Origin of the sequence: Pseudomonas sp. A-1 (assembly GCF_004801855.1) — a bacterium.
Taxonomy (GTDB): domain Bacteria; phylum Pseudomonadota; class Gammaproteobacteria; order Pseudomonadales; family Pseudomonadaceae; genus Geopseudomonas.
The window spans coordinates 1-23,310 of sequence record NZ_SSTC01000037.1 but is presented as its reverse complement, the minus strand read 5'-3'; the positions used below and the strand labels follow the sequence as shown (position 1 = coordinate 23,310).

General features: G+C 69.2%; 21 protein-coding genes. 11 read left to right on the top strand and 10 right to left on the bottom strand.

Going from position 1 to position 23,310, the window contains the following annotated elements:
• The first annotated feature begins 199 nt into the window (after positions 1-199).
• On the top strand, positions 200-1,168 hold the full coding sequence (locus E5198_RS10495) for a polyprenyl synthetase family protein (RefSeq protein ID WP_136489948.1): 969 nt from the start codon (positions 200-202) through the stop codon (positions 1,166-1,168).
• 208 nt (positions 1,169-1,376) lie between these two features.
• Here E5198_RS10495 and E5198_RS10490 read toward each other — a convergent pair whose 3' ends face one another.
• The 6 genes from E5198_RS10490 to E5198_RS10465 form a co-directional block, all read right to left on the bottom strand.
• Positions 1,377-1,994, bottom strand: coding sequence for an FKBP-type peptidyl-prolyl cis-trans isomerase (locus E5198_RS10490; RefSeq protein ID WP_136489947.1), 618 nt, complete (start codon positions 1,992-1,994; stop codon positions 1,377-1,379).
• 80 nt (positions 1,995-2,074) lie between these two features.
• Positions 2,075-2,218 (bottom strand): DUF2256 domain-containing protein, encoded by a 144-nt coding sequence (locus E5198_RS10485; RefSeq protein ID WP_136489946.1) that lies wholly within the window; start codon positions 2,216-2,218, stop codon positions 2,075-2,077.
• Positions 2,215-3,750: a cryptochrome/photolyase family protein gene (locus E5198_RS10480; RefSeq protein WP_136489945.1), complete on the bottom strand. Its 1,536-nt coding sequence runs from the start codon at positions 3,748-3,750 to the stop codon at positions 2,215-2,217. Before E5198_RS10480 ends, E5198_RS10485 begins: the two co-directional genes overlap by 4 nt.
• 206 nt (positions 3,751-3,956) lie before the next feature.
• Positions 3,957-4,445, bottom strand: a complete 489-nt coding sequence (locus tag E5198_RS10475) for a TIGR00645 family protein (RefSeq protein WP_136489944.1) — start codon at positions 4,443-4,445, stop codon at positions 3,957-3,959.
• Between the two features lie 173 nt (positions 4,446-4,618).
• The gene (locus tag E5198_RS10470) at positions 4,619-4,954 is read right to left on the bottom strand and encodes a hypothetical protein (RefSeq protein ID WP_136489943.1); all 336 of its coding nucleotides are present in this window, start codon (positions 4,952-4,954) and stop codon (positions 4,619-4,621) included.
• Between the two features lie 186 nt (positions 4,955-5,140).
• Positions 5,141-7,612 (bottom strand): Lon protease family protein, encoded by a 2,472-nt coding sequence (locus E5198_RS10465; RefSeq protein ID WP_136489942.1) that lies wholly within the window; start codon positions 7,610-7,612, stop codon positions 5,141-5,143.
• 463 nt (positions 7,613-8,075) lie between these two features.
• On the opposite strand from E5198_RS10465, the gene E5198_RS10460 reads away from it, so the two are divergent.
• On the top strand, positions 8,076-9,743 hold the full coding sequence (locus tag E5198_RS10460; protein WP_136489941.1) for a diguanylate cyclase: 1,668 nt from the start codon (positions 8,076-8,078) through the stop codon (positions 9,741-9,743).
• A 79-nt stretch (positions 9,744-9,822) separates the two neighbouring features.
• Here the strand turns inward: E5198_RS10460 and ettA are convergent, their stop codons facing one another.
• On the bottom strand, positions 9,823-11,487 hold the full coding sequence (gene ettA / locus E5198_RS10455; protein ID WP_136489940.1) for an energy-dependent translational throttle protein EttA: 1,665 nt from the start codon (positions 11,485-11,487) through the stop codon (positions 9,823-9,825).
• Positions 11,488-11,738: 251 nt separating this feature from the next.
• Here ettA and glyA point away from each other — a divergent pair, with 251 nt between their 5' ends.
• Both glyA and E5198_RS10445 read left to right on the top strand, forming a co-directional pair.
• On the top strand, positions 11,739-12,995 hold the full coding sequence (gene glyA / locus E5198_RS10450; RefSeq protein ID WP_136489939.1) for a serine hydroxymethyltransferase: 1,257 nt from the start codon (positions 11,739-11,741) through the stop codon (positions 12,993-12,995).
• A gap of 118 nt (positions 12,996-13,113) precedes the next feature.
• Positions 13,114-13,482 (top strand): PilZ domain-containing protein, encoded by a 369-nt coding sequence (locus E5198_RS10445; protein ID WP_136489938.1) that lies wholly within the window; start codon positions 13,114-13,116, stop codon positions 13,480-13,482.
• A 6-nt stretch (positions 13,483-13,488) separates the two neighbouring features.
• On the opposite strand, the gene radA is transcribed toward E5198_RS10445, so the two are convergent.
• On the bottom strand, positions 13,489-14,850 hold the full coding sequence (gene radA / locus E5198_RS10440; RefSeq protein ID WP_136489937.1) for a DNA repair protein RadA: 1,362 nt from the start codon (positions 14,848-14,850) through the stop codon (positions 13,489-13,491).
• 61 nt (positions 14,851-14,911) lie between these two features.
• Here radA and E5198_RS10435 point away from each other — a divergent pair, with 61 nt between their 5' ends.
• From E5198_RS10435 to mscL, 3 genes are all read left to right on the top strand, one after another.
• Positions 14,912-15,406, top strand: coding sequence for a GNAT family N-acetyltransferase (locus tag E5198_RS10435; RefSeq protein ID WP_136489936.1), 495 nt, complete (start codon positions 14,912-14,914; stop codon positions 15,404-15,406).
• A 69-nt stretch (positions 15,407-15,475) separates the two neighbouring features.
• Positions 15,476-15,727: a YdcH family protein gene (locus tag E5198_RS10430; RefSeq protein ID WP_136489935.1), complete on the top strand. Its 252-nt coding sequence runs from the start codon at positions 15,476-15,478 to the stop codon at positions 15,725-15,727.
• A 76-nt stretch (positions 15,728-15,803) separates the two neighbouring features.
• Positions 15,804-16,214, top strand: coding sequence for a large-conductance mechanosensitive channel protein MscL (mscL, locus tag E5198_RS10425; RefSeq protein WP_136489934.1), 411 nt, complete (start codon positions 15,804-15,806; stop codon positions 16,212-16,214).
• A gap of 258 nt (positions 16,215-16,472) precedes the next feature.
• On the opposite strand, the gene E5198_RS10420 is transcribed toward mscL, so the two are convergent.
• Both E5198_RS10420 and E5198_RS10415 read right to left on the bottom strand, forming a co-directional pair.
• On the bottom strand, positions 16,473-18,041 hold the full coding sequence (locus tag E5198_RS10420; protein ID WP_136489933.1) for a TerC family protein: 1,569 nt from the start codon (positions 18,039-18,041) through the stop codon (positions 16,473-16,475).
• Between the two features lie 270 nt (positions 18,042-18,311).
• Entirely contained in the window at positions 18,312-19,088 is a 777-nt protein-coding gene (locus tag E5198_RS10415; protein WP_136489932.1) for a ferredoxin--NADP reductase, read from the bottom strand.
• A 63-nt stretch (positions 19,089-19,151) separates the two neighbouring features.
• Between E5198_RS10415 and E5198_RS10410 the strand changes: the two genes are divergently transcribed.
• From E5198_RS10410 to E5198_RS10395, 4 genes are all read left to right on the top strand, one after another.
• Positions 19,152-20,279, top strand: coding sequence for a methyltransferase (locus E5198_RS10410; RefSeq protein WP_136489931.1), 1,128 nt, complete (start codon positions 19,152-19,154; stop codon positions 20,277-20,279).
• Between the two features lie 142 nt (positions 20,280-20,421).
• Positions 20,422-21,714, top strand: coding sequence for an NCS2 family permease (locus E5198_RS10405; RefSeq protein WP_136489930.1), 1,293 nt, complete (start codon positions 20,422-20,424; stop codon positions 21,712-21,714).
• A 30-nt stretch (positions 21,715-21,744) separates the two neighbouring features.
• Positions 21,745-22,830, top strand: a complete 1,086-nt coding sequence (trmA, locus tag E5198_RS10400) for a tRNA (uridine(54)-C5)-methyltransferase TrmA (RefSeq protein ID WP_136489929.1) — start codon at positions 21,745-21,747, stop codon at positions 22,828-22,830.
• A gap of 112 nt (positions 22,831-22,942) precedes the next feature.
• Positions 22,943-23,310 (top strand): ATP-binding cassette domain-containing protein (locus E5198_RS10395; RefSeq protein ID WP_136489928.1); only part of this gene is annotated, 368 nt, incomplete at its 3' end.

Here is a 23,310-nt window from a genome sequence, read left to right as displayed (position 1 = left end):
AGGAGTTATTGGCCAGCATGGCTGCAGCGCGCCGGAAGGGTCGCCACTGCATTGCGTAAGGCAGGGAATGCCAGGGATGTTCGGGCCGGCGATTGTACGCAAGGCCGCGCGGCCTGGCAAGTGCGCCTCCGGCTCGCCTTGACAGTGCCGGACCCGACACCTAGCATGCCGCGCAATTAAAGAGGAGCCCTGTCAGCCGATGCAACCCCAGGCCTTTTACCGCGTGGTGGCGGACGATTTCACCGCCGTCGACGGCATCATCCGTCGCCAGCTCGCCTCGCGCGTGCCGCTGGTGGAGAAGATCGGCGACTACATCACCTCCGCCGGCGGCAAGCGCCTGCGTCCGCTGCTGGTGCTGCTGGCCGGCAACGCCCTCGGCGCCCGCGGCGAGCGCCTCGAGCTGCTGGCCGCCACCATCGAGTTCCTGCACACCGCCACCCTGCTGCACGACGACGTGGTCGACAAGTCCGGCATGCGCCGCGGCCGCTCCACCGCCAACGCGCTGTGGGGCAACGCGCCCAGCGTGCTGGTCGGCGACTTCCTCTACGCGCGCTCCTTCGAGATGCTGGTCGAGCTCGGCGAGCTGCCGGTGATGCAGGTGCTGGCCAACGCCACCCGGGTGATCGCCGAGGGCGAGGTGCTGCAGCTGTCGAAGATCCGCGACGCCAGCACCACCGAGGAGATCTACATGGAGGTCATCCGCGGCAAGACCGCGATGCTGTTCGAGGCCTCCACCCACAGCGCCGCGCTGCTGGCCGGCGCCAGCGCCGCGCAGGTCGATGCGCTGCGCACCTTCGGTGACGCCCTCGGCGTCGCCTTCCAGCTGGTCGACGACCTGCTCGACTACCGCGGCGACGCCGCCACCCTGGGCAAGAACGTCGGCGACGATCTGGCCGAGGGCAAGCCGACCCTGCCGCTGATCCACACCATGCGCGCAGGCAGCCCCGAGCAGGCCGCGCTGGTGCGCAAGGCCATCCAGCAGGGCGGCATCGAAGACCTGGAAAGCATCCGCGCCGCCGTGGAAGCCGCCGGCGCCCTCGACTACACCGCGCAGAAGGCCCGCGACTACGCCGCCCGGGCCATCGCCAGCCTCGACGTGCTGCCGGCCAGCGAGTACCGCGACGCCCTGGTGGAGCTGACCGAGTTCGCCGTCGCGCGCACCCACTGAGCTTCCCGCACACGACAGAACGCCCGTCCGGCCTGGCCGCGACGGGCGTTTTCGCTTTCCCAGCTAGGCGCGGGAAGCTCACGATCTCGCGAGCTAGAGCCAGGCAAGGCGCGAGCGGCTGAGGACGCGGAGTTTACGAGTTGTAAATGAGCAGTCCGAAGCCGATCGCAACGCAGTATGGCCGACGCGCAGCAGATCGTGAACGACCTTACAGGATGTCCAGCAGCTCGACGTCGAACACCAGCACGCTGTGCGGCGGGATGCTGCCGACCGCTTGGGCGCCGTAGGCCAGTTCGCTCGGCACGTGCAGGCGCCACTTGCTGCCGGCGTTCATCAGCTGCAGGGCCTCGACCCAGCCCGGGATCACGCCGCCGACCGGGAATTCCGCCGGCTGGCCGCGCTCGTAGGAGCTGTCGAACACGGTGCCGTCGATCAGGGTGCCGTGGTAGTGGGTGCGCACGTGATCGTCGGCGCCCGGCTTGGCGCCCTCGCCCTGCACCAGCACCTCGAACTGCAGGCCGGAGGCCAGCACGGTGACACCCTCGCGCTTGGCGTTCTCGGCCAGGTAGTCGCGACCGGCGGCGGCGGCAGCCTCGGCCTTGGCCGCCTGCTCGGCCTGCATGCGCTCGCGGATCACCTGGAAGCTGGCGGTCAGCGCGTCGTTGGCCACGCGGCTGTCGGCGCCGCTGAAGGCGTCGGCCAGGCCGGCGAGGATGGCGTCCAGGCTGACGCCGGGCGGCGGGTTGTCGCGCAGCTGGCCGCCGAGCTGACGGCCGATGCCGTAGCTGACCCGGGCTTCGTCGGTGGAAAGGTCGAGTTGGGACATGGGAACTCCACGCAAGGGGTGAAAAGGCCGGGCAGACTAGCACAGACGCCCGGCGCCCGGGCAGCGCAGGCTGGCGCCGGCTACCCCGTCCTGCCGCGCCCGCGCCGGCAGCGCTCCGAGCAGTAGCGCACCTCGTCCCAGCAGCGCGCCCACTTCCTGCGCCAGGCGAACGGCAGGCCGCACACCGCGCAGACCTTCACCGGCAGATCGGCCTTCTTCCTCACAGCGCCTCCCCGCCATCCAGCCGCGCCAGCAGCGCCTCGCCGCGCTGCCACAGTGCCTGGCGCCTGGCTTCGTCCATGCGCGCCAGGTTCCGGTAGACCATGCCCATCCGTGGATTGCCCTCCAGCCGGTCGCGGTGGCGGATCAGGAAGTGCCAGTACAGCGCGTTGAACGGGCAGGCGTCGTCCGTGGTGCTTTCGCTCACCTTGTAGGCGCAGCCCTGGCAGTAGTCGGACATGCGCCTGATGTACTGGCCGCTGGCGCAGTAGGGCTTGGAGCCCAGGTAGCCGCCGTCGGCGTGCAGCACCATGCCCAGCACGTTGGGCAGCTCCACCCAGTCGAAGGCATCCATGTACACCGCCAGGTACCAGCCGCACAGCGCCGGCGGCGCGATGCCGGCGAGCAGGGCGAAGTTGCCGGTGACCATCAGCCGCTGGATATGGTGGGCGTAGGCGTGCTCGAGGGTCTGGCCGATCACCTGGCGCAGGCAGTTCATCCGCGTCTGCCCGCTCCAGTAGAACTCCGGCAGCGCCCGCGTGCTGGCGAAGGCGTTGCGCTGCGCGTAGTCCGGCATCTGCAGCCAGTAGATGCCGCGCACGTACTCGCGCCAGCCGATCAGCTGGCGGATGAAGCCCTCGGCGGCGTTCAGCGCCACCCGCCCCTGCCGGTAGGCCGTTTCCACGTCGGCGCACAGCCGGCGCACGTCGAGCAGGCCGACGTTGAGCGCGGCGCCGATCCTGGCATGGAACAGAAATGGCTCGCCCTCGGCCATGGCGTCCTGGTAGTCGCCGAAGGCGGCCAGGCCGAAATCGAGGAAATGCGCCCAGAGCTGCTCGGCCTCGGCGTGGGTCACCGGATAGTCGAAGCCGTCGAGGCGTCCGTAGTGGTGGGCGAAGCGTTCGGCCACCAGCGCCAGCACCTCGCGGCTGATGGCGTCCGGCGCGCAGCGCAGCGGCAGGGGGCCGCGCAGGCCGCGGGGCAGCGCCTTGCGGTTGTCGGCGTCGAAGTTCCAGGCGCCGCCCTCGGGCGTGCCGTCCGGGTGCAGCAGCAGGCCGGTCCGCTTGCGCATCTCGCGATAGAAGAACTCCATGCGCAGCTGCTTCTTGCCCTGCGCCCAGCGGGCGAACTCGGCGCGCGCGCAAAGAAAGCGGGTGTCGGCATGCCAGACGATCGGCAGGCCGCTGGCCTTGAGCGCCTGCTCGACCCGCCAGTCGCCGGCCTCGGTGACGTGGATGCTCTGGGGCCGGTGCCGGGCCGCAAAGCGCGCCAGCTCGCCGGCCAGCGAGCCGCTGCTGGCCGGGTCGTCGAGGGTCACGTAGTCCACCGCCACGCCGCGCTCGCGCAGGCCTTCCGCGAAGTGGCGCATGGCGCTGAACAGGAAGGCGATCTTCTGCGGATGGTGCGGCACGTGGCCGGCTTCCTCGGCCACCTCGGCGAGCAGTACGCGGTCGCGCGCCGGATCGAGGCCGTCCAGCGCAGCCAGGTCGAAGGACAGCTGGTCGCCGAGGACCAGGCGCAGGGCGGCGATGCTCACGGTTCGGCGGCCAGGCGGTGCGGACAGCCGGGCAGGGCCGGGATGGGGAGGTGGTGCAGGTTCATGACGGTTACCTCACAGCATTACTGTACACAAAACATATGATGCACAGCATTTGTACAGAAAAACGCTTCTGCAAGGCAAAAACGCCACCGCCCGTCTGCCGGAGGCGAGACGGGCGGTGGCGGGAAGCACGCAAGGCCGGGTCAGTGCTTGGTCAGCTTGTCCACGTAGGCCATGGCGAAGGCCGAGACCACGAAGGTCATGTGGATGATCACGTACCACAGCAGCTTGTCGTTGGGGATCTTCTGCGCGTCCATGAACATGCGCAGCAGGTGGATCGAGGAGATCGCCACGATGGACGAGGCCACCTTGAGCTTGAGCGAGCCGGCGTCCATCTTGCCCAGCCACTCGAGCTTCTCCCTGCCGTCGGCGATGTCGAGCTGGGAAACGAAGTTCTCGTAGCCGGAGAACATCACCATCACCAGCAGGCCGCCGACCAGCGCCATGTCGATCAGCGACAGCAGCACCAGGATCAGCTCGGCCTCGGCCAGCTCGAACACGTGGGGCAGGACGTGGAAGATTTCCTGGAAGAACTTCAGGGCCAGGGCCAGCAGCGCCAGCGACAGGCCGAAATAGATCGGCGCCAGCAGCCAGCGCGCGGCGTACATGGTGTTTTCGATGAGTCGTTCCATGAAAGGGGCACGGCGGTGAACAAGGGAGCGGCGAGTATACCGTCCGTCCGCTCCTTCCTGCAGCCCGGGCAGCGCCGCAGGCTGTGGATAATTGTGTGGAAGGATTCTGGATGAATGGCGCACGGCGACCAACGGCAGGCCGTGCGTAGCTGGCCCGAGCGGCAGCTGCCGTCCTAGGGCACCAGGCGGAAGCCGCCGGCCGGATGGCCGCGCCCGGCATTCTGCCGGCGCAGTTCGGCCTGCAGGTGCAGGCACCAGATCGGCGGTTCGGCGACCGTCTGATAGCCCTGGTTGTGCAGATTCTCGACGATTTCGGCGAGCACCTCCTGCGCCTCGGCGAGGCCGTGGAACGGGCCTTGCGCCTTGACCGCCGAGGGCTGGCAGGCATTCAGGCCGGCAGCGCAGAGCAGCGTCCACAGGCCCTGGCCACCGGCCAGCGGGCGGATCGTGCATTCGATGCGCGTGACGATGCCCGGGCTGCGCCGGGTCAGACAGAAGTGACGCGACATGGCGACTCTCCTCGCAGGGTCCTGACTTGATCCTAGTCGCCCGGGGCCCTGCTGGAAAGTCGCCAGTTATCCCCGCGATCTGTGGATAACCTTGTGCATGAGACGGGGGCAGATGGGCGCAACCGGCCAGCCGCGGCAGCCCGCGGCCGGCTGTACAGAAAACCGCCAGAACGCGCCCGGGGCGTCTCAGTAGCGGCGACGACGGGCCTGGCGCGGCGGCTGCGCGGCGGCCGGGCTCCTGGCCTGGGGCTCGTCCCTGGCGGCGCTCTCGCCCTCCTCCGCTTCCGTTTCCTCCTCGATCTCGGCGATCTCGCGCAGGCGCTCGACCACCCGCGCGTTGACGCAGCCGGCGGGGAACATGCCGCACTCGTCGGCGCTGCCGGCCAGCTCGCCGACCAGCAGGCTCAGCGCCTCGTCCACCGTGCGCACGGCGTAGACGCTGAACTGCCCGGCGCGCACCGCCTGGATCACCCGCTCGTCGAGCATCAGGTTGCAGACGTTGGCGTGGGGAATGATCACCCCCTGCTCGCCGGTGAGGCCGCGCGCCTCGCACAGGCGGAAGAAGCCCTCGATCTTCTCGTTGACTCCGCCGACCGCCTGCACCTCGCCGAACTGGTTGATCGAGCCGGTGATGGCGAAGCACTGCTTGAGCGGCACCCGCGACAGGGCCGAGATCAGCGTGCACACCTCGCCGAGCGAGGCGCTGTCGCCGTCGACGTAGCCATAGGACTGCTCGAGGGCGATGCTCGCCGAGATCTCCAGGGGGAACTCCTGGGCGTAGCGGCTGCCGAGATAGCCGGTGAGGATCATCACCCCCTTGGAGTGGATCGGCTGGCCGAGGCTGACCTCGCGCTCGATGTCGACGATGCCCGAGCTGCCGGGATAGACGGTGGCGGAGATGCGCGCCGGCACGCCGAACGCCGAGTCGCCGACTTCCAGCACGGTCAGGCCGTTACACTTGCCCATGGCGGCGCCGGCGGTGTCGATCAGGATAACCCCGGCAAGCATGTCGTCGAGGATGCGCGCCGATACCCGGCCGGTGCGGGTGGCCTTGGCCTTGAGCGCGCGCTCGATGTGGCCGACGTCGGTGAGCGCCTCGCCGGCCAGTTGGCGGATGAAGTCGGCCTCGCTGACCAGCTGGAACAGGTCGCCGATGCGCGCCGACAGCCGCCCCTGGTGCTCGGCCAGGCGCGCGCTGTAGGTCGCCAGGCGCGCCACGGCATCGTTGGTCAGCGGCGCCAGGCCCTCCTCGGAGGTGCGCGTCTTCAGCAGCTGGGCGAACTGCTCGAGGCTGTCCTCGAGCAGCGGGATGTCCTCGTCGAAGTCGGCGAGCACGCGGAACAGTTCCTGGAAGTCCGGGTCGAGGTCCTGCAGGGCGTAGTAGACCTCGCGCGAGCCGACGATCACCACCTTGACCTGCAGCGGGATCACCTGCGGGGTGAGGGTGACGGTGGCGATGCGGCCGAGTTCGGCCAGCGGCGACTCCATCTTCAGCTGGCGCGAGTGCAAGGCGCGCTTGAGCGCGTCCCAGACGAACGGCTCGGAGAGCAGCCGCTCGGCCTCGAGGATCAGGAAGCCGCCGTTGGCGCGGTGCAGCGCACCGGGGCGCAGCTGGCGATAGCTGGTGTACAGCGCGCCCTGGTCGGAGCTGTACTCGATGCGGCCGAACAGGTTGTCGTAGGTCGGGTGCGGCTCGAACACCACCGGTGCGCCGCCGTTGTGGACATGGCCGACCACCAGGCTGGGCGCATAGAACTCCACCAGCCCCTGGCGCTTCTGCGCATCCGGACGGTTGTCCTCGACCAGCTGGTCGACCACGGTCTTCAGCAGGTTGAGCTGCAGGGCCTGCAGCCAGGTGCAGACGCCGACGTTCTCCGCATACTTGGCCGACAGCGGCGCCAGCAGCGGCTGCAGGGCCAGGGTGATGGTCTCCTCGTTGAGCTGGCGCAGCTGGTTGCTCGACTCGCGCTTCCATTGCGGCAGGCCGACCAGCTCCTCGTTGAGGCGCTCCTCCAGCTCGGCGATGTCGTCGTGGAAGCGCTCGCGCTCGGCTTCCGGCAGCTGGGCGAACTCGGCCTCGTCCAGCGCCTTGCCGTCCTGCATCGGGGTGAAGGCGATGTTGGCGCTGTCGCGGTACAGGGCGATGCCGCGCTCCAGGGCCTGCTTCTCGATGATATCCAGGGCGCGGTCGTAGCGCTGGTTGAAGGCGCGGTCGATGGCGCTCTTCTTCTGCTGGTAGGTGGGCGTCTCGAATACCGCCGGGAAGGTGGCCAGCAGATTGTCGATCAGCTGGTCGATGTCGGCCATCAGCCCCTGCGCGCTGCCCTGGTCGAGGCGCAGCGCACGCGGCTCGCGCGGCTCGTCGAAGTTGTTGACGTAGACCCAGTCGCACGGGGTGACCTGGCGCTTGGCCTCGGCCTTGAGGTAGCGGCGCACGAAGGAGAAGCGCCCGGTGCCCGGCTCGCCCATGACGAACACGTTGTAGCCGGGGCGCGGCATGGCCACGCCGAACTGCAGGGCGGCCACCGCGCGCTCCTGGCCGAGCACGCCGCGGAACGGCTCGAGTTCGTCGGTACTGTTGAAGTTGAGCAGCTCGGCGCTGAACTGGCTGCCCAGCTGCTCGGGCAGCAGGCGCAGGGATTGCTGGAAATCGGCCATCGAGGGGGTTCCACACAGGTGACGGGCAGGCGCGGCGAGCGGCCGCGCCGGGCGACCCGGCCGGGCGGCGGGCAAGCGCAGCGCGACGACGGGCGGACTGCCGCCGATTGTTGACCCGCAGCCAGGGAATGACAAGAACGGCTGCAACCGGCGGCCGGGGCCAGTCTCGAGCGGCTCAGCCCTGCGCCGCTCGGAGGCCAGGGCATCGAGGGCGGCATGGGGGGCGGCAATGGCGGCCATCCCGGCTGCTCCGCAGGATCGGCATCGTCTTCAATTGGACGGCCCGCCGCCGGTTTGCACTGACGCCGATCAACGGCAGCGCCGCCACCACAAGGCACCATCGGAATGCGACAATCGACGCATTCCGGCAACACTGCGAGGTTATACTGAGCCGTTCAAAGGACCGGTGACCGCAGTCAGCGGAAACCCTGCACGCCGACACTCAGCCACGGAACCCGGCAGCATGAACGAGCACGAAGAGCACAGCAGCGATCGCCTCAAGCAGCACTTCGCCCAGCGGGTGATCCACCAGGCGCGCGAAGTGCTCGAGCTGTGGCTGAGCCTGCAGCGCAGCGAGTGGAACACCACCTACATGGCCCAGCTGAGCGCCGCCACCCGGCGCCTCGGCCATTTCGCCGAGCGCTTCCAGCAGCCGCGCCACGTCCAGCTGGCCGCCGCCATCGAGCAGTGCCTGCAGGCCGTCGACGCCAACCGCGGCCGCCTGAGCAGCCACCTGATCAGCGAGCTCGACAGCCTGATGCAGCGCCTGGCGCGCACCGGCCTGCGCCAGGGCGACGACTGCGACGCGGGCATCCTCAGCCGCCTGCGCAAGCCGATCTACCTGGGGCTGTGCGACGCCGAGCGCAGCGAGCGCCTGGCCCGCCAGCTGGAGTTCTTCGGCTTCACCGCGCTGCCGCTGGACGGCGCCGACGACTTCCGCCTGACCATGCGCCAGCGCCACCCGGCGGCCATCGTCATGGAGATCGACTTCGCCGGAGCCGGCGGCGGCCTGCTGCTGATCGAGGAAGCCCAGCAGGGCCTGGGCGAAAAGCTGCCGGTGCTGTTCTTCAGCGAGCACGAGGCCGACACCCGCACCCGCCTGGCGGCGGTGCGCGCCGGCGGCGAGGACTTCTTCTGCGGCAGCCTGGATGCCTCGGCCCTGCTCGAACGCCTCGAGGACCTGACCCGGCTGACCCAGCACGAACCCTACAAGGTGCTGATCGTCGACGACTCGCGGGCGCAGACCATCTTCACCGAGCGCATGCTCAACAGCGCCGGGATCATCACCCGCAGCCTGACCGACCCGATCCGCGTGATGGCCGAACTCGGCGAGTTCCAGCCCGACCTGATCATCCTCGACATGTACATGCCCGAGTGCCTGGGAACCGAGCTGGCCAAGGTGATCCGCCACCACGAGCGCTACGTCAGCGTGCCGATCATCTACCTGTCGGCCGAGGGCGACATCGACAAGCAGCTCGACGCCATGAGCGAGGGCGGCGACGACTTCCTGACCAAGCCGATCAAGGCCCGCCACCTGATCGCCACCGTGCGCAACCGCGCCGCCCGTGCGCGCAACCTCAAGGCGCGCATGGTGCGCGACAGCCTGACCGGGCTGTACAACCACACCCACATCCTCCAGCTGCTCGAGGACGCCCGGGTGCGCGCCCGCCGCGAGCAGCGGCCGCTGGCCTTCGCCATGCTCGACATCGACCACTTCAAGCAGGTCAACGACCGCTACGGCCACCCGATGGGCGACCGGGTGATCAAGAGCCTGGCGCTGTTCCTCAAGCAGCGCCTGCGCAAGACCGACCACATCGGCCGCTACGGCGGCGAGGAGTTCGCCGTGGTGCTGCCGGACACCGACGCGGCCACCGCGGCGCGGGTGCTCGACGAGATCCGCCGGCGCTTCGCCGAGATCAAGTTCCCCACCCAGGCGCAGGATCTGAGCTGCAGCTTCAGCTGCGGCATCGCCGAGCTGCACGGCGAACAGGAGGCCAAGGCGCTGGCCAGCGACGCCGACGCCGCGCTGTACCGCGCCAAGCACGCCGGGCGCAACCGGGTGATGCTGCACGATGGCGCCGGGGAACAGCCCAAGGCGGCCACGACGCCGGAGCTGGAGATGCTCGGCTGACAGGCTCGGCTGGCGTGCAGCCAGAGGCCGGCAAGAAAAAACGGAGCCCTGAGGCTCCGTTTCTTCATCCGGCGGCCGTTCAGGCCAGCTTCTTGTAGCGCACCCGGTGCGGCTGGGCCGCCGCGTCGCCGAGGCGCTTCTTGCGGTCGGCCTCGAACTCGGTGTAGTTGCCTTCGAAGAAGTACACCTGGGCATCGTCCTCGTAGGAGAGGATGTGGGTGGCGATGCGGTCGAGGAACCAGCGGTCGTGGGAGATCACGATGGCCGCGCCGGGGAAGTCGAGCAGCGCCTCTTCCAGGGCGCGCAGGGTTTCCACGTCGAGGTCGTTGGACGGTTCGTCGAGCAGCAGCACGTTGCCGCCCTGCTTGAGGGTCAGCGCCAGGTGCAGGCGCCCGCGCTCACCGCCGGAGAGGTCCTTGACGAACTTCTGCTGGTCGGCGCCCTTGAAGTTGAAGCGACCGACGTAGCCGCGCGAGGGCACCTCGTAGTTGCCCACCTTGATCATGTCGAAGCCGTCGGAGACCTGCTCCCACACGGTCTTGCTGCCGTCGAGGTGCTCGCGGCTCTGGTCGACGCTGGCGATCTGCACGGTCTCGCCGATGTCGATGCTGCCGGCGTCCGGCTGCTCCTTGCCGAGGATCATGCGGAACAGGGTCGACTTGCCCGCGCCGTTGCCGCCGATCACCCCGACGATGGCGCCCTTGGGCACGCTGAAGGTCAGGTTGTCGATCAGCTGGCGATCGCCGTAGCCCTTGCTCACGCCGTTGAACTCGATGACCTTGTCGCCCAGGCGCGGACCGGCCGGAATGTAGATCTCGTTGGTCTCGCTGCGCTTCTGGAATTCCTGCGACTGCATCTCCTCGAAACGCTGCAGGCGCGCCTTGGACTTGGCCTGGCGGGCCTTGGCCCCCTGGCGCACCCACTCCAGCTCGGCCTTCATCGCCTTGGCATGGGCGGCTTCCTGCTTGGCCTCCTGGGCCAGACGGGCGGCCTTGGATTCCAGCCACTGCGAGTAGTTGCCCTCGAAGGGGATGCCCTCGCCACGGTCCAGTTCGAGGATCCAGCCGGCGACGTTGTCGAGGAAGTAGCGGTCGTGGGTGATCGCCACCACGGTGCCGGGGAAGTCGTGGAGGAAGCGCTCCAGCCAGGCCACCGAGTCGGCGTCCAGGTGGTTGGTCGGTTCGTCCAGCAGCAGCATGTCGGGAGCCGACAGCAGCAGGCGGCACAGCGCCACGCGGCGCTTCTCGCCACCGGAGAGGTGCTCGATCCTGGCGTCCCAGGCCGGCAGGCGCAGGGCGTCGGCGGCGACTTCCAGCTGGCGCTCGAGGTTGTGGCCGTCGGCGGCCTGCAGGATGGCTTCCAGCTTGGCCTGCTCGGCGGCCAGCGCGTCGAAGTCGGCGTCCGGCTCGGCGTAGGCGGCGTACACCTCGTCGAGGCGGGCCTGGGCCTGCTTGATCTCGCCCACCGCCTCCTCGACGATCTCGCGCACGCTCTTCTCCGGATCGAGCTGCGGCTCCTGTGGCAGGTAGCCGATCTTGATCCCGGGCATCGGCCGGGCCTCGCCTTCGAACTCGGTATCGACGCCGGCCATGATGCGCAGCAGGGTCGACTTGCCCGCGCCGTTCAGGCCGAGCACGCCGATCTTGGCGCCGGGGAAGAACGACAGGGAGATGTCCTTGAGAATCTGACGCTTCGGCGGCACGACCTTGCCGAGCCGATGCATGGTGAAAACGTATTGAGCCATGACGGACCTGAATGGTTGACGACGGTGGGGGCAAGGCCGGCGGCGAACTCCGCGCCGCAGGGGCCTCGCACGCGTGGCGCAAAGCTACCCGAATGCGCCGGACAGGGCAAACCAGCGGGACTGGCGGGCCGCGGCGGGCGCATGAGGGCCGCTTGTCTGACGCGTGACGCCCATTCATGTGCCAGCCCGGCGGCATTCGGGTAGAATACCGCTCTTATCTCCCTATTCGCCCCGATCCCCAGAGGACCGCCATGTTCAGCCGTGATTTGACCCTCGCCCGCTATGACGCCGACCTGTTTGCCGCCATGGAGCAAGAAGCCCAGCGCCAGGAAGAGCACATCGAGCTGATCGCCTCTGAAAACTACACCAGCCCGGCGGTGATGGAAGCCCAGGGCAGCGTGCTGACCAACAAGTACGCCGAAGGCTACCCGCACAAGCGCTACTACGGCGGTTGCGAATACGTCGACATCGTCGAGCAGCTGGCCATCGACCGCGCCAAAGAGCTGTTCGGCGCCGACTACGCCAACGTCCAGCCGCACGCCGGCTCCCAGGCCAACGCCGCGGTGTTCCAGGCGCTGGTCAAGCCGGGCGACACCGTGCTGGGCATGAGCCTGGCCCACGGCGGCCACCTGACCCACGGCGCCAGCGTCAACTTCTCCGGCAAGATCTACAACGCCGTGCAGTACGGCCTGAACCCGGAAACCGGCCTGATCGACTACGACGAGGTCGAGCGCCTGGCCGTCGAGCACCAGCCGAAGATGATCATCGCCGGCTTCTCCGCCTACTCGCAGGTGCTGGACTTCGCCCGCTTCCGCGAGATCGCCGACAAGGTCGGTGCCTACCTGTTCGTCGACATGGCCCACGTGGCCGGTCTGGTCGCCGCCGGCGTGTACCCGAACCCGGTGCCGTTCGCCGACGTGGTCACCACCACCACCCACAAGACCCTGCGCGGCCCGCGCGGCGGCCTGATCCTCGCCAAGGCCAACGAGGAGATCGAGAAGAAGCTGAACTCCGCCGTGTTCCCGGGCGGCCAGGGCGGCCCGCTGATGCACGTGATCGCCGCCAAGGCGGTGTGCTTCAAGGAAGCGCTGAGCCCCGAGTTCAAGGCCTACCAGCAGCAGGTGGTGAAGAACGCCCAGGCCATGGCCGAGGTGTTCGTCGAGCGCGGCTTCGACGTGGTTTCCGGCGGCACCCAGAACCACCTGTTCCTGCTCAGCCTGATCAAGCAGGACATCACCGGCAAGGACGCGGACGCCGCCCTGGGTCGCGCCTTCATCACCGTCAACAAGAACGCCGTGCCGAACGACCCGCGTTCGCCCTTCGTCACCTCCGGCCTGCGCATCGGCACCCCGGCGGTGACCACCCGCGGTTTCGGCGAAGCCGAGTGCCGCGAGCTGGCCGGCTGGATCTGCGACATCCTGCAGAACATGGGCGACGAGTCGGTGATCGACGCCGTGCGCGAGAAGGTCAAGGCCGTCTGCGCCCGCCTGCCGGTGTACGGCAAGTAAGGCTCACGCTGCGCACTGAAGAAACCCGGCCCCGGCCGGGTTTCTTTTTGCCCGCACCCCAGCCGCACCGACCCGACATGGCTTATAGTGCCGCCGCAAACCATCGAGGAGCCCCGTCATGCCCGAGCAGTCCCACGAGCGTCGCCGTTTCCAGCGCATCCCCTTCGAGGCCGACGCCGAACTGCGGCACGGCGCGCAGCGCTGGACCGTGCAGCTGCATGACCTGTCCCTGAAGGGCCTGCTGGTCAGCCGCCCGGCCGGCTGGGCAATGCAGCCCGACACCGCGATCCACGCCAGCCTCCAGCTCGCCCCGCAGGTCGAGGTGCGCATGACGGTGAGCCTGGCCCACCAGAGCGACGACCTGCTCGGCTTCTACTGCCGGGAGATCGACCTCGACTCGATCACCCACCTGCGCCGCCTCATCGAGCTCAACCTGGGCAGCCGAGAGCTGCTCGAGCGCGAGCTGAGCGCCCTGCTGCGCGGCTAGCCGGCGCTACTCGAACAGCGCATCCAGCGCCTGCTCCAGGCGCGTCACCGCCACCACCTCCAGCCCCGCCGGCGACTCCTTGGGCGCGTTGCCCCTGGGCACGATGGCGCGCTTGAAGCCGTGCTTGGCGGCTTCCTTCAAGCGCTCCTGGCCGCTGGGCACCGGGCGGATCTCGCCGGACAGGCCGATCTCGCCGAACACCAGCAGGTCGTGCGGCAGCGGCTTGTTGCGCAGGCTGGAGATCACCGCGGCGAGCAGCGCCAGGTCCGAGGCGGTCTCCAGCACCTTGACCCCGCCGACCACGTTGAGGAACACGTCCTGGTCGTAGGTGGGAATGCTGCCGTGGCGGTGCAGCACGGCCAGCAGCATGGCCAGGCGGTTGGGGTCGAGGCCGAGGGTCACCCGGCGCGGGTTGGCCATGTGGCTGGTGTCGACCAGCGCCTGCACCTCCACCAGCATCGGCCGCGAGCCCTCCCAGGTGGCCATCACCACGCTGCCCGGCACCTCCTCCTGGGCGCGGGTGAGGAAGATCGCCGAGGGGTTGCTGACCTCCTTGAGGCCGCGGTCGGTCATGGCGAACACGCCCAGCTCGTTGACCGCGCCGAAGCGGTTCTTCACCGCGCGCAGCAGGCGCAGGCGGCCGTCCGACTCGCCCTCGAAGTACAGCACGGTGTCGACCATGTGCTCGAGCACCCGCGGGCCGGCCAGCGCACCTTCCTTGGTGACGTGGCCGACCAGGAACACCGCGGTGCCGCTCTGCTTGGCGAAGCGCACCAAGAGCGCCGCGCTCTCGCGCACCTGGGCGACGCCGCCCGGCGCCGACTGCAGCTGCTCGGTGAAGATGGTCTGGATCGAGTCGATCACCATCACCCGCGGCTTCTCCTGGCGCGCGGTGGCGATGATGGTCTCGATGTTGGTCTCGGTCATCACCTTGAGCTTGTCCTCGGGCAGGCCGAGACGCCGCGCGCGCATCGCCACCTGCTGCTGCGACTCCTCGCCGGTGACGTACAGCGCCGGCATGCGCTCGGCGATGCGGCACAGGGTCTGCAGCAGGATGGTCGACTTGCCGATGCCCGGGTCGCCGCCGATCAGCACCACCGAGCCGTCGACCAGGCCGCCGCCGAGCACGCGGTCCAGCTCGCTGGAGGCGGTGGAGAAGCGCGGCGTCTCCTCGACGCTGACCTCGGCGAGGGTCCTGACGTTGGCCTGCTGGCCGGCCCAGCCGCCGCGGCCACTGGGCGTCGCCGTCCCCTCCAGCACGGTCTCGATCAGGGTGTTCCACGCCCCGCACTCGCCGCACTGCCCGGCCCACTTGGGGAAGGTGGCGCCGCACTCGCTGCAGCCGTACATGCGCTTGGCCTTGGCCATGGCGGTCTCCGTCCGGAAAAGCGCGATAATAGCGCTCCGTCCGCGCCCGAGTCGCCCCGCCATGCAGATCCAGCTCGTCCCCGCCAGCGCCGCGCAACTGCCGCTGATCCGCAACCTCTACCAGTTCTACGCCTACGACTCGTCGGACTGGGAAGGCGAGGACGTCGAGACCGACGGGCGCTTCTACATCCACGAGGAGCACCTGGCGCGCTACTGGCAGGAGCCGGGCTGGAGCGCCCGGCTGATCCTCGCCGACGGCTTCATCGCTGGCTTCCTGCTGATCGAGCGCTGCGAGCTGCCGGGCATCGACGCGGCCGAGTTCGCCGACCTGTTCATCCTGCGCCGCTACCGCCGCCACGGCATCGGCCGCGCCCTGGTCGCCCAGCTGATGGGCGACGGCACGCCCTGGGTGGTGCGCTTCTACCGCCAGGACGCCCAGGCCTGCGCGTTCTGGCAGGCCCTGCTGGCGCAGCTGCCGCTGCGCGCCGTGCCGATCTTCCCGGCCGATGGCGAGGACGAGCTGCTGAGCTACCTGATCAACCCGCCGACCCACTGAGCCGATGCCATGACGCCGGCGGCCGATGAGCTAGGCTCAAGGGACCTCATCCAGCCGGGAGTGATCGTCATGCCCCACGCACGTCATCCACTGCACCGCGAATTCCCCGAGCATCAGGAGCAGTTGCGCGCGCTGCTGGCCAGCGACAGCCATTTCGGCCAGCTGGCCGAACGCTACGAGGCGCTGGACAAGCGCATCTACGCCGTCGAGGACGGCCGCGAGCCGCTCGACGACGTGGCCCTGCAGACCCTGAAGAACCAGCGGGTGACCCTCACCGAGCAGATCGCCGAGCGCCTGCGCCAGGCCACCAGCGGCGGCTGAACCACCCAGCGCAGCGCATGTCCAACCGCCACGCTCGGACTATACTAGCCGCAATCCAAACCTCAGGGAGTGAACCATGAGCCTGCTGCAAGAATTCAAGGCCTTCGCCGTCAAGGGCAACATGATCGACATGGCGGTCGGCATCATCATCGGCGCCGCCTTCGGCAAGATCGTCTCGTCGCTGGTCGGCGACGTGATCATGCCGCCGCTGGGCATGATCATCGGCGGGGTCGACTTCAGCGATCTGGCGATCACCCTCAAGGCCGCCGAGGGCGAGACGCCGGCGGTGCTGCTGGCCTACGGCAAGTTCATCCAGACCATCATCGACTTCACCATCATCGCCTTCGCCATCTTCATCGGCATCAAGGCGATCAACAAGCTCAAGCGCGAGGAGGAGGCCGCCCCCGCCGCGCCGCCGGCACCGACCAAGGACCAGGAGCTGCTCTGCGAGATCCGCGACCTGCTCAAGGCGCAGCAGAACAAATAGCCCTTCCGCACAACGCACAACGGCGCCCGATGGGCGCCGTTGTCGTTTCTGGCCTTGTTGAGCCATACCCCCAGATGGTGTGAAAGCGTCGCGAGCGCAGGTCAGGCAAGGCGAAATCGGCTGAGGAAGCGGAGTTTGCTGGTTGCAAATGAGCATGACTCGCTGCGCTCGCCCCTTCGGGGCCGCCCTTGCGGGCGTTCAGTGGCAAGCCACTGTCCGAAGCCGATTTCAACGCAGCATGAGCAAGCGCAGCAGCTTTCACGCCATCTGGGCCGGCGGCTTGAGCAGCAGGCGACTGACCCTTCGCTCCCGCACCTCGATCACCCGCAGCTGCCAGCCGGCGAACTCCAGCGCGTCGCCGATCGCCGGCAGGCGGTCGAGCAGGCTCAGCGCCAGGCCGGCGAGGGTCTGGTAGTCCTCGGTCGGCCGCGCCTGGAAGCCCAGGCGCTCGCGCAGCAGGCTGAGGTTGATGGCGCCGCTGACCCGGTAGCCCTCGGCGCACGGCTCGATGTCCGGGCCCGCCACCTCGCTGGCATCCGGCAGCTCGCCGGCGATCGCCTCGAGGATGTCGGTGAGAGTCAACAGGCCCTGGAACTCGCCGAACTCGTTGACCACGAAGGCCACGTGGGCCTGGGCCTCGCGCATCTGCTCCAGCGCGCCGAGCACCGTGCAGCTGTCCGGCAGGTTGAGCGGCGCGCGCAGCAGGCCTTCGATGTCCGGCTGCGCACCGCGCAGCAGCTCCCTGAGCAGTTCCTTCTTGTGCACGTAGCCGAGCGGCTCGTCCACCGCACCACCACGCAGCACCAGCAGGCGCGAGTGCGGCGATTCGAGCAGGGCCTGCTGGATCTGCGCCGCGCCGGCTTCCAGGTCGATGTGGTCGACCGCGTGGCGCTCGGTCATCGCCGTGCGGATCGAACGCTCGGCCAGGTGCAGCACGCCGCTGATCATCACCCGCTCGCGGCGGTCGAACGGCTCGGCCGCGCCGGCATCGCTGCCCTCCAGCAGGTCGGCGATCTCCTCGCCGACCTCGTCGGCGGCCACCGGCTTGCCGCCGAGCAGGCGCAGCACGGCATGGGCGGTGCGCTCGCGGTGGCTGCGCGCGCCCTCCTGCAGGCTGCGCTTGCGGCGGTGGCGGGCCAGCTGGTTGAACACCTCGATGAGGATCGAGAAGCCGATCGCCGCGTACAGGTAGCCCTTGGGAATGTGGAAACCGAAGCCCTCGGCGGTCAGGCTGAAGCCGATCATCATCAAGAAGCCCAGGCACAGCATGATCACCGTCGGGCGAGCGTTGACGAAGGCGGTCAGCGGCTTGCTGGCCACCATCATCAGGCCGATGGAGATGATCACCGCGACCATCATCACCGACAGCTGCTCGACCATGCCCACCGCGGTGATCACCGCATCCAGGGAGAACACCGCATCGAGCACCACGATCTGCGCGACGATCGGCCAGAACTGCGCATAGGTCCGACTGCCGGTGCTGTGCTGGGCATGCCCCTCGAGACGCTCGTGCAGCTCCATGGTGGCCTTGAACAGCAGGAACACGCCGCCGAACAGCATGATCAGGTCGCGCCCGGAGAAGCTCTGGCCCAGCACCTCGAACAGCGGCGCGGTGAGGGTGACCAGCCAGGCCATGCTGGCCAGCAGGCCCAGGCGCATCAGCAGCGCCAGCGACAGGCCGATCAGCCGCGCCCGGTCGCGCTGCTGCGGCGGCAGCTTGTCGGCGAGGATGGCGATGAACACCAGGTTGTCGATGCCCAGCACGATTTCCAGGACGATCAGGGTCAGCAGGCCCATCCAGGCCGTCGGATCGGCGATCCATTCCATAGCGGTCAGACTCTCTCGGCAGAACGAAGGCAGCCCGCGCTACCGGGGGCAGGCGGGCATACGCAATACGGGATGACGGCGATGCAGGAAGCACGCCAGGAGACGGGGTAGAGCGGAGGGAAGGCCACCCGCGGTGCGGATGCCACGGGCGGCCTGCAACTACTGTCGCTGTCCATCGGAACCATTCGGTCGGAAACAAGGCCGCCATCATAAGGCCAGCGTGTGACAGTCCGGCGAGAAAAACGTAACCAGCCTTTTACCAGTAGTTCTTTACCAATAGTTCTCCAGCGCCAGCTGCCCCGGCCGCCGGCTGAGGCTGAGCTGCAGGCCGCGCGCCTTGAGCCGCGCATGCAGCTCCTCGACCATCGCCGGGTTGCCGCACAGCATCAGCCGCGAATCCCCGGGGGTGATGGGCAGCCCCGCGGCACGCTCCAGCTCGCCGCTGTCGAGCAGTGCGGTGAGGCGGGCCTGCAGGCAGCCGGGCACGGCTTCGCGGGTCACCACCGGCAGGAAGACCAGCTTGTGCGCCACGCCCTCCAGCCACTCGCGGCGTGCCAGGTCGGCGATCAGCGCCTGGTAGGCCAGCTCGGCGGCGCTGCGCACGCTGTAGGCCAGCACGATGCGCTCGAAGCGCTGCCATACCTCGGGGTCCTGGAGGATCGACAGGAAGGGCGCCACGCCGGTGCCGCTGGCCAGCAGCCAGAGGTCGCGACCGTCGACGAAGCGGTCGAGGGTGAGATAGCCGTAGGCCTGGCGCTCGATGAGCAGCTCGGCGCCGACCGCCAGCTGCTTCAGCTCGCCGGTGAACTCGCCGTCCGGCACCTCGATGGAGAAGAACTCGAGGAACTCGTCGTGCGGCGCCGAGACCATCGAGTAGGCACGCCAGACGATGCCGCCGTCGGCCTTGCGCACGCCGAGGCGGGCGAACTGGCCGGCGCGGAAGCGGAAGCCCGGATCGCGCGTGCAGCGCAGGCTGAACAGGCTCGGCGACCAGCGCCACACCTCGAGCAGGTGCTGGCGGGTGAACTTCTCTGCGCTGGCCGTCATACTTGCCTCCCTCCGCTGCCGCCGGCGCGGCGGCTTCCTTCATATAGCGCAAATCCCCCGCCCATGCCCCTGTTCGTCTCCCCCTTCGCCCAACTCGACCTGCTGCGCCAGCCCGAGCAGCGCCACGACCCGCTGCAGGCCTTCGACGCCGCCGACGAGTACCTGCTGGCGCACCTGCACGCGCAGGGCCTGGCCCAAGGCAGCCGCGTGCTGCTGCTCAACGACGGCTTCGGCGCGCTGGCCTGCGCCCTGGCGCCGCACGCCCGGGTGGTCAGCAGCGGCGACTCCTTCCTCGGCGCCCTGGCGCTGCAGAAGAACCTGGCGCGCAACGGCCTGGCGGCGGAGGCGGTGCAGTTCGTGCCGGCCAGCCAGACACCGCAGGGTCCGTTCGACTGGGTACTGCTGCGCGTGCCGAAGACCCTGGCGCTGCTCGAGGAGCAGCTGATCCGCCTGCACGGCCAGCTCGCCGCGGGCGCGCGGGTGGTGGCCGCCGGCATGCTCAAGCACCTGCCGCGCGCCGCCGGCGACCTGCTGGAGCAGTACCTCGGCCCGGTGCAGGCCTCGCTGGCGGTGAAGAAGGCGCGCCTGCTGCTGTGCACGCCCGAAGCCCGGCCGGCGCCGCTGTCGCCCTACCCGACCCGCTACCGCCTGGACGAGCCGCGGCTGGAGCTGGTCAACCACGCCAACGTGTTCTGCCGCGAGGGCCTGGACATCGGCACCCGCGCCTTCCTGCCCTTGCTGCCCAGCGGCCTCGGCCGCGCGCGGGTCGCCGATCTCGGCTGCGGCAACGGCGTGCTGGCCATCGCCAGCGCGCTGGCCAACCCCGAGGCCGAGTACACCCTGGTCGACGAGTCGTTCATGGCCATCCAATCCGCAGAAGAGAACTGGCGCGCCGCGCTGGGCGGGCGCCCCGTCACCATCCGCGCCGCCGACGGCCTGGCCGGCCAGCCGCCGGCGTCGCTGGACCTGGTGCTGTGCAACCCGCCGTTCCACCAGCAGCAGGTGGTCGGCGACTTCCTCGCCTGGCGCATGTTCCAGCAGGCCCACGCCGCGCTGGGGCGCGGCGGCGAGCTGTGGATCGTCGGCAACCGCCACCTCGGCTACCACGCCAAGCTCAAGCGCCTGTTCCGCGAGGTCAGCCAGGTCGGCGCCACGCCCAAGTTCGTCATCCTGCGCGCGCGCAAGGGCTGAGCTGGGCAGAATTTCACCAGGCGCCGCGGCGCTGGTATGATGCGCGCCTTTTTTCCCGCCCCTGCCGCCCACAAGGCAGCGGGGGCGCCGTTGGCGCCGACCCCGGCGTTCCGCTCGCGCAGGCCGAGCACCGGAGAACCCCATGCTGGAAAGACTGTTCCACCTCAAGGCCCACCAGACCACGGTGCGCACCGAGATCCTCGCCGGGATCACCACCTTCCTGACCATGGCCTACGTGCTGTTCGTCAACCCGAGCATCCTCGCCAAGACCGGCATGGACCAGGGCGCGGTGTTCGTCGCCACCTGCCTGGCCGCCGCGATCGGCTCGCTGGTCATGGGCCTCTTGGCCAACTACCCGATCGCCCTCGCCCCCGGCATGGGCCTCAACGCCTTCTTCACCTACACCGTGGTGCTGACCATGGGCTACACGTGGCAGGTGGCGCTCGGCGCGGTGTTCCTCTCCGGCGTGCTGTTCTTCGCCCTGTCGATCTTCCGCATCCGCGAGTGGATCATCCACAGCATCCCGCTGCCGCTGCGCACGGCGATCAGCGCCGGCATCGGCCTGTTCCTCGCGCTGATCGCCCTGAAGAACACCGGCATCGTCGTCGACCACCCGGCCACCCTGGTCGCCCTCGGCGACCTCGGCCAGCCCGGCCCGCTGCTCGCCGGCCTCGGCTTCCTGCTCACCGTCGCGCTGGTCCACCACCGCGTCACCGGGGCGGTGATGATCGGCATCCTCGCCGTCACCGCCGCGGCGCTGGCCCTCGGCCTGACCGAGCTGGACCGCGTGGTGGCGCCGCCGCCGAGCCTGATGCCGACCCTGCTGCAACTGGACATCGCCGGCGCGCTGGACGTCGGCCTGGTCAGCGTGATCTTCGCCTTCCTGTTCGTCGACCTGTTCGACACCTCCGGCACCCTGATCGGCGTGGCGCAGAAGGCCGGCCTGGTCGGCCCGGACGGCAGGCTGCCGCGCCTGGGCCGCGCCCTGCTGGCCGACAGCACGGCGACCATGGCCGGCGCCGCGCTGGGCACCTCGACCACCACCAGCTTCATCGAGTCGGCCGCCGGCATCAGCGCCGGCGGGCGCACCGGGCTGACCGCCTGTGTGGTCGCCGCGCTGTTCCTGCTCAGCCTGTTCTTCTCGCCGCTGGCCGCCGCGGTGCCCGACTACGCCACCGCCCCGGCGCTGTTCTTCGTCGCCGTGCTGATGGCCGGCGGCCTGGCCGACATCGCCTGGGACGACCTCAGCGAGGCCGCGCCGGTGCTGATCGCCGCGCTGGCCATGCCGCTGACCTTCTCCATCGCCAACGGCATCGCCCTCGGCTTCATCAGCTGGACGGCGATCAAGCTGTGCTGCGGGCGCGCCCGCGAGCTGAACAGCGCCATGTGGGTGCTGTCGATCCTGTTCGTGGTCAAGCTGGGCTTCTTCGCCTGACCGGTTTCCCCTTTCGCACACGAGTCCGCCATGCACAGTCCCTCCCTCGACCCGACCCACTACGCCGCCCAGCTCGCCGCGAAGAAGGCCCGCCTGCAGGAGCTGCTGGCGCCGTTCGATGCCCCCGAGCCCGAGGTGTTCGACTCGCCGGCCGAGCACTACCGCCTGCGCGCCGAGTTCCGCCTGTGGCGCGAGGCCGACGGCCGCCACTACGCGATGTTCGAGGGCGACAAGCACACCCCGGTGCTGATCGAGCAGTTCCCGGTGGCCAGCCAGCGCATCAATGAACTGATGCCGCAGCTGAAGGCCGCCTGGCAGGCCAGCGAGGTGCTGTCGCACAAGCTGTTCCAGGTCGAGTTCCTCACCACCCTGGCGGGCGACGCGCTGATCACCCTGTGCTACCACCGCCCGCTGGACGCGGTCTGGCAGGCCGAGGCCGAGCAGGTCGCCGCGCAGCTCGGCGTCAGCCTGATCGGCCGCTCGCGCGGCAAGCGCATCGTCATCGGCAAGGACTACGTGGAAGAGGAGCTGAGCGTGGCCGGGCGGAGCTTCCGCTATCGCCAGCCGGAAGGCGCCTTCACCCAGCCCAACGGCGTGGTCTGCCAGAAGATGCTCAACTGGGCCTACGACGCCCTCGGCGAGCGCAGCGACGATCTGCTCGAGCTGTACTGCGGCAACGGCAACTTCACCCTGCCGCTGGCCACCCGGGTGCGCCGCGTGCTGGCCACCGAGATCAGCAAGACCTCGGTCAACGCCGCGCTGGCCAACATCGAAGGCAACGGCATCGGCAACATCGAGCTGGTGCGCCTGTCCGCCGAGGAGCTGACCCAGGCGCTCAACGAGGTGCGCCCGTTCCGCCGCCTGGCCGGCATCGACCTCAAGGGCTATGAGTTCGGCAGCGTGTTCGTCGATCCGCCGCGCGCCGGCATGGACCCGGACACCTGCGAGCTGACCCGGCGCTTCGACAGCATCCTGTACATCTCCTGCAACCCCGAGACCCTGGCCGCCAACCTCGCCCAGCTCGACGACACCCACCGCATCGTGCGCTGCGCGCTGTTCGACCAGTTCCCCTGGACCCACCACATGGAAAGCGGCGTGCTGCTGCAGCGGCGCTGAGGCGCCCCGGCAACGCGCGCAGAAAACCGCAGCAGGCCGCCCGGGCGCCCCATGGCGACGGCGCCGGCCGCTGTGCTAGCTTGATCCGCACAACGACATCAGGAATCCCCCCATGGCCGCAGCCACTCCGGCACTGGAAATCCGCAACCTGCACAAACGCTACGGCGACCTCGAGGTGCTCAAGGGCATCTCGCTGACCGCGCGCGACGGCGACGTCATTTCCATCCTCGGCTCCTCCGGTTCCGGCAAGTCCACCTTCCTGCGCTGCATCAACCTGCTGGAAAGCCCGCACGCGGGGCAGATCTTCGTCGCCGGCGAGGAACTCAGGCTCAAGCCGGGCAAGGACGGCGCGCTGGTCGCCGCCGACAGCCGGCAGATCAACCGTCTGCGCAGCCAGCTCGGCTTCGTGTTCCAGAACTTCAACCTGTGGCCGCACATGACCATCCTCGACAACGTGATCGAGGCGCCGCGCCGCGTGCT